The following is a 14,232-nucleotide window of genomic DNA, read 5'->3' as shown; positions in this document are numbered from 1 at the left end:
TTTTTTACAAAGTGATGTATATCACGTGTTGCATGCTTCAGGGCTACTAATATTTCAAATAGATTCAATAAAGGAGGAAGCGTTATATGAATAGGACTAAATTAAGTCTAATTACCTTATTAATTTCTGGTGCAGTTTTGGCTGGGTGTAGTTCTAACTCTAATCAAAATTCAGTATCTAAAGAGAAGGTGCAAGAAACAAAAACTTCTGAGAAAGTAGCAGAATCAAAAGATCCCGAAACACAAAACGAAAAATATTACTTCACTGCAGATGAAGGGGGAAGTATTTCCAAAATCAAAGCAGCGACAAATGAAGTAGTTGAAACAATTGAAGTAGAAGGTGCTGTACACAATGTGCAAGTTTCTCCAGATGGAAAAATGCTTGGTGCAACAGTTGTTCCGTCAATGAATCATGGACAAGAATCTGAAACTGACAGCTCTCATGATGAGGATTCACATGAAGAAGATTCTCATGGGGATGTGTCGATGGAGATGAACGGAAAGGCAATATTCTTTGATACTCAAACAAGCGAACTAATAAAGACAGTTGAGGTTGGTAATCATCCAGCGCACTTTGTTTTTACAGAGGATGGAAAATATGCGTTAGTATCAAATAATGAAGATAATAATGTCTCAGTTATTGATATGGAAAACTTCTCGGTGATTCAAACAATTGATACTGGTAAAGGACCGCATGGGTTTAGAATTTCTGCTGATAGTCAGAAAGCATATGTTGCAAATATGAACGAAGATACTATTAGTGTTCTAAACCTTGAATCAATGCTGGAAGAGAAAAAGATTACAGTCGGTTCAACGCCTGTGACAACTGGAGTTACAAATGACGGAAAAATACTAGTCGCTACCTTAAATGCAGAAAATATGCTTGCAATTGTTGATTTAGAAACTGATCAAGTAGAAAAAGTTGAGGTTGGGAAAGGACCTGCCCAGGTGTATATTGATGGAAATAATCAATATGCGTATGTGGCTAACCAAGGAACTGAAGATTCTCCATCTAATTCTGTTACGGTTGTTGAGTTAGCTACAAAGAAGGTAACAGCAACCATTGAAACAGGAAAAGGAGCTCATGGTGTAGTGACAAGTTCAGACAATAAACGACTATATGTAACAAACATGTTTGAGAATACTGTTATGATTATTGATACAGAACAAAATAAAGTACTTGAAACTATTGAAGTTGGAAAGGTTCCTAATGGGATTAGTATTATGGAGTAATATGGGTTCGCTTTATCAATTTTAAATAAATTATGTAAAAATACCGTTTCTTAATTTAAAGGAACGGTATTTTTTATGTTCTTAAGACCTGATACCAATAAATGAAACATAACTGTAAAATTATTATCTTTGATCGAAATAATAGACTGCTATATTCTAAAAAAGAAGAAATTTGTATTAATAGAGTGAAATTTGTCATTTGTAGTTGAAAAGATAAACATTATTAAACATTTTAATAAAACTTGTAGAAAACTAGAAGGTTGGAGGAAAAACGAATGTTGAAAAAGAAACTATTAGTCCTGAACACATCAATTATTTTAGGAGTAGGGGGTTTAATTTCTATCCCTTCTGTTAGTGCAGAATATTCCACACAAATTCAGCAAGTTGAAAAAACTATTAGTGATACGGAAAATAAATTATCTGTTTTAAAAGAGAAGGTCAAGAAAACAGATATAGCAATACAGGAAAATAATAAACTAATTGCTCAAACTGAAAGTGATATTAAAAAAGAACAGGCTGAAATTCAAAAGCTTGAAGAAGAGATAAAGGTATTAAATGAAACCATTGCAAAGAGAACGGAAATCTTAAAGAGTCGAGCTCAATCATTTCAGGAATCTGGAGGTAAAGTTAGTTATATAGAAGTTCTTTTAGGCTCAGAAGATTTTAGTAATTTCATTGATCGTGTATTTGCAGTATCTCAAATTGCAAATGCAGATAGTGACCTTATCAAACAACATGAATTAGATAAAGCTGCAGTTGAAGAGAAGCAATCTGAGGTTAAGAAAAAATTGGAAGAGCTAACTGGAAAGAAAACTGAACTGGATGGAATGAAATCTCTTTTGCTACAACAAAAGGAACAAAATGATACACTGAAGAACGATCTTGAAGAAGCGCAAAAAGGTAATAAAGCCAAGTTGAATGAATTAGAAGCAAAAGTTCAAGCTGAACAGCAAGCTCAAAAAGCTACCCAAAAAGTTACTGTTCAAAACACTTCATCATCATCAAAAGAAAGCAGTAGTAACTCAGGTAAAAGTGGTGGAAAGGTTGCCTATACACCGCCTGCAAATGACGGAAGTTTAAATACCGTTTTAACTGCAGGAAATAAATACATTGGAAACTCTGTCTATGTTTTTGGTGGCGGTAGAAACGCTTATGACATTGCCAATGGAAGATTTGATTGTTCTGCTTTCGTGAGTTGGGCATTTAGACAGGCTGGTATTAGTATTGGGTCAAGTACAGAGGCCCTAAGAACACAGGGGAAAAAGATATCTTATAGTGAAGCACGTCCTGGGGATTTAGTATTCTTCGATACGTACAAGAGGGATGGACACGTTGCAATTTACCTTGGTGGAGGGAAATTTATAGGCTCTCAATCCTCTACAGGAGTGGCAATTGCTAACATGAACTCTGGCTACTATCAAAAAACATTTAAAGGGCATGTACGAAGAGTAGCAAATTTTTAATTAAAGATTATATGGGCTTATCCTTTTTAAACGAGGATAAGCTTTTTTATTTTATATTTATTGAAGATATTTAATTATGCCCTGTTGCTTTTCAAAATGGACAATACCTCGATGTATATCATGTATTCGATATTGAATGATCATAAAGATATGTAACTGATAAATGGAAACCATACAACCTCTAGACAGAGTGGCTCACGAAATAGTTATGAAAAGGAAGAAGTGCAATTCTGAACTTTACTGAGTTGCACTAGGACATTTTGTTATTCCATATGTTATTGAGGTAATTAAATTTTTCTAAGAAAAAAGTAAAGGCTCAATGTTTAAAGTATTTTTAGAAGAGTATTTAGAGAAAAGTAATAACAATAGTAATAGTACTCAAAGAGTATGTAGGAAAAGTCAGATTTCCTAAGATTGAATTTGGACTTTTTATTATGTGGTGGTTAGCTACGATTAAGTTATCTTTTCTCCATATTTTCTTCAAATTTTAGTGTTATTTCTACAATATATGTTCATTAAATTAGTATCATATTCAATTACCTTTCTTTGCTCAAAGAAAATACTTCTCTGAAGACATTGAAAGAGGATAGTTTATTTCTTTGTTTTTGATGTTATAAGAAGGTTCGTACTTAACTTCACGTTCTTTTGTGATTATTTATCCCATAGATAAAGGAGGATGTAGATGAAAAAAATATTAGTAGTGGAAGATGAAAGATATATGATGAATTTACTAAAGATACACTTAGGAAATGATTATGATTTTGTGGAAGCAAAAGATGGACAAACTGCTATAGATTTAATTCTAGAAGAATCATTTGATGTAATTATACTGGATGTAATGCTACCTTATGTATCGGGCTGGGAAGTATGCAAAAAAATTAGAGAGGAAGACGAGGAGGTACCTGTTCTTATGTTAACGGCTAGATCTGAATTATCCGACAAAGTAATGGGTCTAGAGATAGGTGCTGATGATTACCTTGTAAAACCTTTTGAGTTTGAGGAACTAAAAGCAAGAATAAGAGCCTTATTACGAAGGTATGAACATTCAAAACATGAATCATCAGAAGAGAATAAGTGCGTTTATTATAACGATTTGTTTCGAATGGATATTGATAGTCGGCAGCTTTTTGTGAACCAGCAGTATATAGAATTGACAGCAAAAGAATTTGATTTATTATCTGTGCTTGCATCAAATCCAAATCGAGTATTTACAAGGGAAATATTACTAGACAAAATTTGGGAGATTAACGAGATTAGGGATTTGCGAAATGTTGATACTCATATTAAGAATATACGGATAAAGCTTAAAAAGGCAGTAGAGGATATAAATTTTATACAGACAGTATGGGGAGTAGGGTACAAATTTAATTTGCTAGAGGACATGAAATGAAAACTAGAGGAATATTTCTGAAACTAGGATTCATCATGATGTTCTTATTTCTTATTATTTTAGTACCATTGGGTTTTATTATAGATCGTATTTTTTTGGAGCTATATTCTGAACAGGTACACAAAAATGTAAATCAATACGCCGACAAATTGAAAAACACACTAGAAAATAACTTTGGGGTTGATCCGAAAATTTTCGACTATATAAGTTCTACAACTGAGGGAGAGATAATAATCTTTGATGAAAATGGAATTATTCTTTCAAGTTCGCTAATAGAGTTCCAAAAAGGACAACAGATTCAAAGTGATTTGTTTCAAATATTACGAGAAGGAAAGTATTTTGATAGGGGCTATAATAATCCTGAAACAAATGAAGAATTCTTTTTTGTTGGAAGGCCATTAATAGTGGGAGGTAAATTTGGTGGAGGTATCCTTGTTTTTTCGTCAATTGATAAAATACACCAACTTATGCATGGTATAAGAAATTGGATTATTATATCCATTGTTGGTGCAATTATATTAGCTCTCTGTTATACACTATTTGTTTCAAGAAAGATTTCTAAACCTTTGATTATAATGGAGAGAGCAACAAGAGAAATTGCTATAGGCAATTTGGCAACACAGATTAATATCAAATCAAATGATGAAATAGGATCACTAGGTAAAGCCATTAATAAACTTAGCTTAGAATTGAATAATTATCGGACTAATCGAAGTGAATTATTAGCAAATATTTCACATGAACTCCGTACACCAATTTCTTATCTAAAAGGATATGCACAATTGATAAAGACTCACCAATATAATGATGAAAATGAGTTGGAGTCTTACTCAATTATTATTGAGAATGAGTCTGAGCGACTATCGAAACTTATACAAGATTTATTTGAGTTATCTAAAATGGAAGAGGGTAAAACAAAGTTATATTATCAATTGGTCGATATTGAAGAATTAATAGAAGAAGTGACACGAAAAGTGAAAGTAAAAGCTCAAAGTAAGGACTTAGAATTAGCTATTATTAAGCATACGTTGCCTTCTATATACTCCGATGGAGCACGTATTCAGCAAGTTCTATTAAATCTGTTAGAGAACGCAATTAACTATACTGAAAAAGGAAAAATAGTTGTGGAGGCTAAACAACAAAATAATTCAGTCTTAATCACCATAAAAGACACCGGAATTGGAATACCAGAAGAAGACCTCCCATTCATTTTTGATCGTTTTCATCGTGTTGAGAAATCACGATCTAGAGAAATGGGTGGGACAGGACTAGGGCTTGCCATTGTTTACGAACTGGTTAAGCTCTTACAAGGAAATATAAAAGTTACTAGTGAAAATGGCTCAGGTACAGAATTTCGCGTAAGCTTTCCATTGAATATAGAGCGCTAGTACTTTAGAAGGTATGGGATTTTTCTAAGTCAAAAAGAATAAAATTGTATGAATTTCTTATATATTGTTTTTGTGTCGTTATACTATTTGACAAAAAAGCCCAAGCAGTATTAGTCATCATGCTTGGGCTTTTTGAAGCTAACTTATAAGTTCAAGTTTTTTTGAATTTTCATTTTTCACTTTTTCATGTCCAAGTTCATATATGTTTTCTACATATATTTGGTGCCAAATCATGAAAACAAGGATTGTCCATAGTTTACGGCTGTTATCCTTCTTATTAGTTACATGTTGATCCAATAAGTTGAATACTTCTTGTTTATTAAACAAGTAATCTGTTGGGCTTGAGCGAATTAAATCAACGGCCCACTCGTATAATTCATTCTTAAGCCAGTGACGGATAGGAACAGGAAATCCTAATTTTTTTCGATTCAAGATATGCGCCGGGACAATTCCTTCTGCTGCTTTTCGTAAGATATATTTCGTAGTGTGATTATTAATTTTTTGTTTGTAATGAATTTTGGATGCAATTTTGAATACTTCTCTATCTAAAAAAGGAACTCTTAGTTCAAGGGAGTGGGCCATTGTCATTTTATCGGCCTTTAATAATATGTCACCTCGAAGCCATGTATAAATATCAAGATGTTGCATTTTGGTAACTTCATCATATCCATCAGATAGACTAAACACTTGTTTCGTTATATTTCTATAATCTAAATTACTTTTATAATCGGTAAGGAGCAATCTTTTCTCCGTTTCTTCAAACATTTTTGCATTCCCAATGTATCTCTCTTCTAATGGAGTAACTCCACGTTCAATAAAGCTTTTGCCTTTAACTCCATCCGGGAGAATGTTTCCAAAGGTTCTTAGCAACTGCTTAACTGGATCGGGAATATAGTTAAATAGTTTGAGCGATTCTGGCTCTATATATATATTGTAACCGCCAAACAATTCATCTGCGCCTTCTCCAGATAATACCACTGTGACATGTTTCCTTGCCTCTCTTGCAACAAAATACAATGGTACTGCTGCAGGGTCAGCTAATGGATCATCCATGTGCCAAATAACTTTAGGGAGCTCTTTTAGAAACTCTTCAGGTGTAATTATAAAGTTAATATTCTCTAACTCCAGAGCCGATGCTGTCTCTTGGGCAACAGTTACTTCACTAAAACCTTCAGTTTCAAATCCAACAGAAAAAGTTTTTAAACGAGGATTCACTTCTTTAGCCAATGAGACTATAAAAGATGAATCAATTCCTCCCGATAAAAATGAACCAACAGGAACATCACTACGCATATGCTTACTGACCGAATCTATTAGAACTTCTTGAATTTCTTTAATAAGTTGTGATTCTGGCATGTTTTTAGGTTGAAATTGCGGCTTCCAATATTCCACGGCTCTAAACATTTTGCCAGGTTTTTTAAGAAAATAATGGCCAGGTTGAAGTTTTTTTATACCATTTGTAAGGGTATCTGGTTCAGGAACATATTGAAAGCTAAGGTAGTGTTGCAATGAATCATGATCTACTGAGGATGAAATAGCTAAAAGAATACTCTTTTTTTCAGATGCAAAGTATAAAGCATCATCTTGTTCTGAATAAAAGAATGGTTTTATCCCGAATTGATCTCTTGCCCCAAATAACTCTTGATTAATTTTGTCCCAAATAACAAAGGAAAACATACCTCTTAGCTTTCTTACAGCTTGCTCTTTAATATCAGAATATAGTGCGATTATCACTTCAGTATCAGATTGTGTTGAAAATTTATATCCTTTTTTAATTAATTCTTTACGCAACTCAAGATAGTTATAAATTTCACCATTAAATATCATCCAATAACGTTCATCTTCATATGAAAGAGGTTGATTTCCACTTTCAATATCAATAATACTTAGTCTTCTAAAACCAAAACTAATATAATCATCAAAATAGAAACCCTCAGAGTCAGGACCTCGATGGGTAATTAATGAATTCATCATTTCTATTTTAGTTTTCATATCTTGTTCTATCTTTTGAGGTTTATTATACATACAACCAACAAAACCACACATAAATTTCACCTACCTAGTTTTTTAAGAAGCAATGTATTACTTGTTGTAGCACGACTTTTGCACTAAAGAATAAACTACTAATTAAATTTGTAGAATCTATGAAGAAATAAGAAATATAGTTAAAAAACATGTTTTTCTGTTTATTATCTACACAATTTCTACAAATTTATTTTATATACTACAAAATTAATGTGAGGAGTTTGGTATAGTCAGTCACCCTTTCACATTAAATCTATTTCTTTCAAGAATATTGGGCATAATTAGATAAATTCACATGAAAGTATTGATAAGATAGATCTATTTTAAGAAGATTTTGGAGGTTGAAAAATTGCGGAGATTCATCCCTAAATTGGTGTAGTGAACCTTTAGAACATTGCGTGTTTTAGGCATAAGATGGTTATCCAGAAAGAACTGAAATTATTCCTACTACAGTGAAAGAAGAAGTAAACAATAAATAATTTTTCATAAAATTGGAGCTTAGAAGATGATCTTTATAATTGTTTTGTTTGGTTTAATAAGTATCGTCCTTTCTGTTTTACTGTTTCGTAAATTTCAGAGCTTAAAGCACCCATCTATTATCTGTTTAACTTATACACTTACTTCCGTTCTTCTAATACTAATGATAGGAAAAGTAGAGAAAGTAAACTTAGTAGACTTAGTTAATAATAGAGAACCGAAAATAGCAATAGCTAACGAACAGTCCAAAGTTCCTAATGCTACAGTGGTGAAAATTTAGGATCAAGTTCTTATAGATGCACCTATTATTAAACAATTTCCTGAATTACCAAGGGGCTGTGAAGTCACAAGCCTTGCAATGCTTTTGCAATACAAAGAAATTCGTGTAGATAAAATGGAATTGGCAGCTAAAGTAGAGAAAAGTTCGGTTCCCTTCAAAAAGGAAAACGGCTACTTTTACTGGGGTGACCCCAATGATGGGTTTATTGGTGATATGTATTCCTACGAAAATAGAGGGTATGGAGTGTATCATAAACCAATCAGAAAACTGGCAGAACAGTATCTGCCCAAAAAAATAATCGATTTGACAGGGAGTGAATTTTCTGAACTGCAAATCTTTCTTTCCCTTGGCAATCCCGTGTGGGTTATTACTAACACAACATTCAAAAAACTACCTGAGACTGCTTTTGAAAAATGGAATACTCCGAACGGAAATGTAAAGATTACTTACAAAGAGCATTCGGTATTAATTACAGGTTATGATAAGCAAACAATCTATTTTAACGACCCAATAGATGGAGTGAAAAATAAGGGCATTAAGAAAGATGATTTCATAGAAGCTTGGAAGCAAATAGGGAGTCAGGCTATAACCTATTTGCCTTGAGTAGCGAAGTACAGATTATGCAAAGTGAATTGGGATTTGAATTTAGTCTGACTCAGGTGGAAGGATGGGCTAGTCCTTTACAGATGTGGCAATTGCCAACATGAACTCTGGTTTCTATCAAAACAACATTTAAAGGGCATGTGTGATGAGCAGCAAATTTTTGATTAGATGAATTAGCTTATCCTTTTTGGATGAGGATAAGCGATATTATTTAGTACTTAATGAAGATTTAATTATGCTTGGTTGTTTTTCAAAATGCACAAAATCTCGATAGATATCATGTATCCTATTAAAAAGGTAATAAAGAGATGAGGTTGAGAAAATGGAAAATATACAACCATTAAACAGAGTGGCTCTCGAAATTGGACCATTCACGATATATTGGTACGGTATTATTATTGGAATTGGAATTACGCTAGGATGGTTACTTGCCACGAGAGAAACTAAAAAATTGGGTCTCCCAAAAGACATTTTTAGTGATCTTTTACTTTGGGCCATTCCGACAGCGATTGTTAGTGCAAGAATTTATTATGTACTGTTTAAATGGGATTATTATTCACAAAACCCTAGAGAAATTGTTGCTATTTGGGAAGGTGGAATTGCAATCCACGGAGCCTTAATTGGGGCTGTCATAACAGCGATTGTTTTTGCAAAAAAGAAGGGCGTTTCATTTTGGCAATTGGCCGATGTTGCAGCACCAAGTATTATTCTTGGGCAGGCCATTGGGCGATGGGGGAACTTTATGAATCAGGAAGCCCACGGTACAGAGGTAACCAGGACTTTTCTAGAAAACCTTTCACTGCCTGATTTTATAATTAATCAAATGTTTATAAACGGTTCTTATTATCACCCAACTTTCTTATATGAATCTATTTGGAATATTGTTGGATTTTTCATTCTAGTCATTATAAGAAAGTTACATCCAAGAATAGGAGAAGTTTTTCTTTCATATGTTGTCTGGTATTCTCTTGGCCGTTTTTTTGTAGAAGGACTAAGAACAGACAGCTTAATGCTTACAGATTCTTTACGTATAGCTCAAGTTGTTTCTTTAGTCCTTATTATTGTAGCAGCATTTGCAATCTGGTTTAGACGTAGAAAAGGTTATGCAAAATACCAATATATTTATACTTACAAAAATAAATAAACAAAGTGGCTTCTTGAAAAATTTTCAAATATATAATGCTACTCTAAAGCTTTGACAAAAGGCAAGACTTCGACATAAGATTAAAGAAAAAGTTGGTTTAACTCAAAATTCTTGCTCCTATTTATCTTTTAGAGAATACTCCGAATAAAAGGTACCGAGGTGAACTAAATTGTGTGTATCAAATAACTTCATTGAGCAGCAGGCATATGATTTAAGTGAACAAATACGGAAAAATACTAGGTATGCATATGTTAAAACAGTATTTTCAGTTGATGGTTTTGTAAGTAGTAACATACAAGAAGGGAAAGAATTACCGCTAGTTTCTAAAGTGATTCTTGAAGATGATGATGGAACGCTTTATCAGGTAGGACCGAGTCTAAATGGTTTAAAGTTTGCAAAAAAGGAAATTACGTATAGTGAATACAAAAAACTTGAAAAGAGGGAGTCGCGGCATGCTATATTAAGTTTTTTGGGGTGCCTTATCGGTTTAGGATCTATTATGGTGTTAATGCTGAAACTTTTTACTTAAAATTTCTTTAGTTTTTGTTGTAGCCAAAAGAAGGGCACTTTGAATAAAGTGACCCTTCTTTTTATTTAAAACATGCATATATACATTTAAAGGTTAACTTAAGAGCTTATCTTTTACTGGGGTAATAATAATTTTTTCATTGGATTTTTTATTCTGTACTTCTAATAAAGTATTTTGAGTGATATCTGTTAATTTACGTAGCTCCACGGGGATTGATACCTTACCATTTCGAAAAATGCATTGGTTAAAGGTTACATTCTCATGCTGCTTTTCAATTACAATACTATTTTGGTGTTTATATATAAATAAATACTCACCATCGATAAGGTTTAATTCTGTACAAATCTCTTTAGGGAGATTAATTTGACCTGTTTTTGATATCTTCTTATAAAATATCATCTTTACCTCCATAAACATTTTATTGCTATAAGTTAAAGTGATTTGAATCAAAGAACCTAGTCATTTTACAATAAGATAAAAATTCTTCTTTTCAAAAGGATAATTTATTGTAAATATACTACCAAAATGTGAAGAAACTTTGCAGATTTTCAATTTATTTACTGTTTTAATAATGTTTTTTCTGCACACTTTTTTCATACTTAAATTGTAGAATGAAAGTTATTGAGATTGTATTCACAAGCGACCAAGTCCATTGGTTGAGTAAAGCAAAACTTATCAACAAAATTAAGAATAAAAGCAAATTAGAAAAAGAGGTCAAAGTAAATGTATGAAGTCTTTAGTCAAATCAGTAGTATGTTCACCCAGCCCTTTTTAAATCTAGCTAGGAACATGGAAGGAATCCCTTCGCTTTTTGCGTTTTTCCTTGGAATTGTTGGTGCCCTGGCCCCGTGTCAATTCACAGCTAATCTAGGTGCTGTAATGGTCTACGGAAATAAATCCGTACAAAAACAAATAGCTTGGGGAGAAGTTTTTTGTTTTATTGTTGGAAAAATTGTTGTATTTTCTATGTTTGGGTTAATTGTGTGGATGGTAGGGAGTGAAGTCAAATCGACTTTGACACTCTATTTTCCTTGGTTTAGAAGAGTCGTGGGGCCATTTTTGATTTTTATTGGTCTTTACATGCTAGGACTATTCAATTTAAATAAGATTATATCGTTCGGTGGTATATCACAGAGATTTACGAAAAAAGGGAGATTAGGAGCATTTTTAATGGGTGTAAGCTTTACACTAGGATTTTGCCCTACCATGTTTATTCTGTTTTTTGTGACATTGATGCCAATGGCTATGTCTGTTTCTTATGGAGGGATACTTCCTAGTGTGTTTGCGATTGGAACATCCTTGCCATTATTATTCGCTATATTTCTAATATGGTATTTTGGACTAAGTGGGAAACTAATGAAAAAGAAAGGTAGAAAGATTGGTGTGATTGTTCAAAAGTTGGCTGGGGGTATCATCATAATATTAGGGATTCTTGATACGACTACATATTGGGTATAGAAAATTGAATTATGATTATCAATAAGCCCCGAATGTATTCGGGGCTTTAGGTAATGTGATCAGAATGATATAATCTTTGTCCGAGAGATAACGTTTGTAAATAATTCGGTAAAATTAGTAAAGCTCTTTCTTCAGATACTCATAGATATTTTGTCTAATACGCTTGCATTAGCACCAAATTTACACATAGCATCACAGTCACAACGAAGGTCTGAAAAGAGAATATATGAAATACTGCACATTTGATCATGCTGAAAAGATGGCCTTAGTAGCTGTGCTTTGATTTCTTTCTGCCTTTTATTAGGGGCGACTAGGTAAAACTTACAATCTTGCTCATTCATAGTGAGAGCTAAATCATATAGTCTGAGGATTCCAGAATAAATTGATGTACTTTTCTCTACTTCAAAGGCACAAATAATTTTATCGTTATCATTCAGCCATAGAACATCGATCAAGGAAATAGTGTCCTTTAACTGTATTGGAACTTCATTTAGTTTTAATTGGTCAAGGGAGTGTTCCCCAAGTTTCTGATTATTCCATTCGCGTTTATGGTCATTTCTAGCTACCCACACACGATATCCGAGGGAGTTTCCTAATTTAGCTAAGTGATATTGCATTTCCGTATGTTCATTATTTTCAAGTACATCATTTATTACTTCAGCATGTCTTTTACGATTTGTTTTTTCTCGTTTTTCCATTTGTTTAAGAGCAAGGTCATGATTTTTATTAATAATTAATTTTGCAGTCCCTATTTCGAAGAGAAGGCCACAGACAGCGCCTAAATCTTTTGAAAGGAAAGCGTTAAATTTTTCGTTGAAGTCCAAAATCATTTCACGCATTCGAAGATACTCATCCCAAGATCCAAGTTTAATTTTTTCATCAAAAAGAAGGTTAAATCCGTTAACAATGGCTGTATTAAATGGGGGGAATATAGTCGGATGAAGAAAATATAGAATGTTCGCAACAGCCGGCCCAAGGCCCTTTATTTTTTTCTCATTTAGCTTTTTTACTTCATTGATCAACTGTTGCTCTTTTGTACTCTGAAGACAACTCTCAAGGAATCCTCCAAATGATTTTTTATTTTCCTTATTTTCATAGATATCAGGTATTCTAAGTTTTGGTTTCCAGTAAAATGCGTGAGCAGCACCTTCAAAAACTTGTTTTTGTTCCGCGATAGCTGTTACAACTACTTCCAAAGAAGTACCCTTAAAATCACTCCCAAATTCATCATTTTCAATGTCTTCTATGACTTGCTTTATTCCATTTCGTATTGTTCTAAATGCTTTTAAACGTTCATCATTATTAATAAACCATGTTTGATATACCGATTCGACATCTGAACGATATTCTCGTAACAATTGGACGAAGTAGTTGTTCATATATATTCTCCTCATTTAACAAAATAGGTTGATATGAAAACATTTTAGTACAAAAGTTTGAAGTTTTTGTGCAGATTTCTTAACTTCTGCACTAAATCTGCACGAAAATTTAATATATTTTGTATACCTATGAGGGGTATAATTTAATATAATATATACTGAGCTTAGCTGAAGAAGAATATCTTTATAAGCAATGTATAAAGAATCTATTAAATGCAAAGGGGGATTTATTCATGGAGAATAAAGAGGCGATGGTCAAATTGGCCATAAACGGAGGTATAAAATTTGGCAGCAAATTAAGTGCCAAGCAACTTTCTGTAATAGCTGAACATATGGGAAGCCATTCCGAACTTGAACTGACCACATTCCAGCAACTCTACATTGAAATTCCTGAAAGTCAGTTGGAAGATACTAAAGAAAAATTCCGAGAAGTGGGTATTTCAGTATATCCGGTTGGAAATTTTATAAAAAGTTTAAGAACCTGCAACTTTTGTAAAGGAGAAGAAGAGGAAGGAATGCCGGTTGCGATTGAACTGAATAGGCGGATAGCAGGTAGATCAGTTCCTTTTACACTTCGTCCCGCCTATGCAGGATGTCCTGTTGGGTGCGGCGAACCTTTAGTCAATGATATAGGTGTCATGAAAGTAAGGGATAGATACGATTTATACCTTGCTGGCAAGGCAAAAGGGAAAGATGCTCAGCTCGGAACGTTATTTATGGAACAGATGGAATCAGAACAATTGTATGATGTCGTTGATAAAATAATTGAGATTTATGCAGAAAAAGGTAAAAAAAGAGAACCGTTTTTTAAGTTTGTTAACCGTATTGGAATCGAAATTCTTAAAGAACAAATTACTGCTTAAT

At 33.2% G+C, this 14,232-nt stretch carries 11 protein-coding genes and 1 pseudogene; 9 read left to right on the top strand and 3 right to left on the bottom strand.

The window, feature by feature from the left end:
* Positions 1–86 precede the first annotated feature (86 nt).
* From FAR12_RS17850 to FAR12_RS17835, 4 genes are all read left to right on the top strand, one after another.
* Positions 87–1,232, top strand: coding sequence for a YncE family protein (locus FAR12_RS17850; protein WP_126410166.1), 1,146 nt, complete (start codon positions 87–89; stop codon positions 1,230–1,232).
* Positions 1,233–1,507: 275 nt separating this feature from the next.
* Positions 1,508–2,695, top strand: a complete 1,188-nt coding sequence (locus FAR12_RS17845; protein ID WP_126410165.1) for a coiled-coil domain-containing protein — start codon at positions 1,508–1,510, stop codon at positions 2,693–2,695.
* 682 nt (positions 2,696–3,377) lie between these two features.
* Positions 3,378–4,085 carry a response regulator transcription factor gene (locus FAR12_RS17840; RefSeq protein WP_126410164.1) on the top strand — a complete coding sequence of 236 codons (708 nt, stop codon included), beginning with the start codon at positions 3,378–3,380 and terminating at the stop codon, positions 4,083–4,085.
* Positions 4,082–5,473 (top strand): HAMP domain-containing sensor histidine kinase, encoded by a 1,392-nt coding sequence (locus FAR12_RS17835; protein WP_246010435.1) that lies wholly within the window; start codon positions 4,082–4,084, stop codon positions 5,471–5,473. The genes FAR12_RS17840 and FAR12_RS17835 overlap by 4 nt, the downstream gene beginning before the upstream one ends.
* A gap of 138 nt (positions 5,474–5,611) precedes the next feature.
* Here the strand turns inward: FAR12_RS17835 and asnB are convergent, their stop codons facing one another.
* Entirely contained in the window at positions 5,612–7,519 is a 1,908-nt protein-coding gene (gene asnB / locus FAR12_RS17830; protein ID WP_126410163.1) for an asparagine synthase (glutamine-hydrolyzing), read from the bottom strand.
* Positions 7,520–8,003: 484 nt separating this feature from the next.
* On the opposite strand from asnB, the pseudogene FAR12_RS17825 reads away from it, so the two are divergent.
* The 3 genes and pseudogenes from FAR12_RS17825 (at position 8,004) to FAR12_RS17815 (ending at position 10,531) form a co-directional block, all read left to right on the top strand.
* Positions 8,004–8,858 (top strand): annotated as a pseudogene (locus FAR12_RS17825) (C39 family peptidase).
* Between the two features lie 322 nt (positions 8,859–9,180).
* Positions 9,181–10,002, top strand: a complete 822-nt coding sequence (lgt, locus tag FAR12_RS17820; protein ID WP_126410162.1) for a prolipoprotein diacylglyceryl transferase — start codon at positions 9,181–9,183, stop codon at positions 10,000–10,002.
* A gap of 169 nt (positions 10,003–10,171) precedes the next feature.
* On the top strand, positions 10,172–10,531 hold the full coding sequence (locus FAR12_RS17815) for a hypothetical protein (RefSeq protein WP_126410161.1): 360 nt from the start codon (positions 10,172–10,174) through the stop codon (positions 10,529–10,531).
* 93 nt (positions 10,532–10,624) lie between these two features.
* On the opposite strand, the gene FAR12_RS17810 is transcribed toward FAR12_RS17815, so the two are convergent.
* Positions 10,625–10,930, bottom strand: a complete 306-nt coding sequence (locus tag FAR12_RS17810) for an AbrB/MazE/SpoVT family DNA-binding domain-containing protein (RefSeq protein ID WP_126410160.1) — start codon at positions 10,928–10,930, stop codon at positions 10,625–10,627.
* Between the two features lie 324 nt (positions 10,931–11,254).
* Between FAR12_RS17810 and FAR12_RS17805 the strand changes: the two genes are divergently transcribed.
* Positions 11,255–11,989, top strand: coding sequence for an urease accessory protein UreH domain-containing protein (locus FAR12_RS17805; RefSeq protein WP_126410159.1), 735 nt, complete (start codon positions 11,255–11,257; stop codon positions 11,987–11,989).
* A gap of 131 nt (positions 11,990–12,120) precedes the next feature.
* Here FAR12_RS17805 and FAR12_RS17800 read toward each other — a convergent pair whose 3' ends face one another.
* Entirely contained in the window at positions 12,121–13,368 is a 1,248-nt protein-coding gene (locus FAR12_RS17800) for a hypothetical protein (protein WP_126410158.1), read from the bottom strand.
* Positions 13,369–13,601: 233 nt separating this feature from the next.
* On the opposite strand from FAR12_RS17800, the gene FAR12_RS17795 reads away from it, so the two are divergent.
* On the top strand, positions 13,602–14,231 hold the full coding sequence (locus FAR12_RS17795; protein ID WP_126410157.1) for an NAD(P)/FAD-dependent oxidoreductase: 630 nt from the start codon (positions 13,602–13,604) through the stop codon (positions 14,229–14,231).
* Position 14,232: the final 1 nt, after the last annotated feature.

This window comes from Bacillus yapensis, assembly GCF_005280205.1.
In the GTDB taxonomy this organism is placed as follows: domain Bacteria; phylum Bacillota; class Bacilli; order Bacillales; family Cytobacillaceae; genus Robertmurraya; species Robertmurraya yapensis.
The sequence above is the reverse complement of the archived record's forward strand: the minus strand, read 5'-3'. Positions and strand labels throughout refer to the sequence as shown.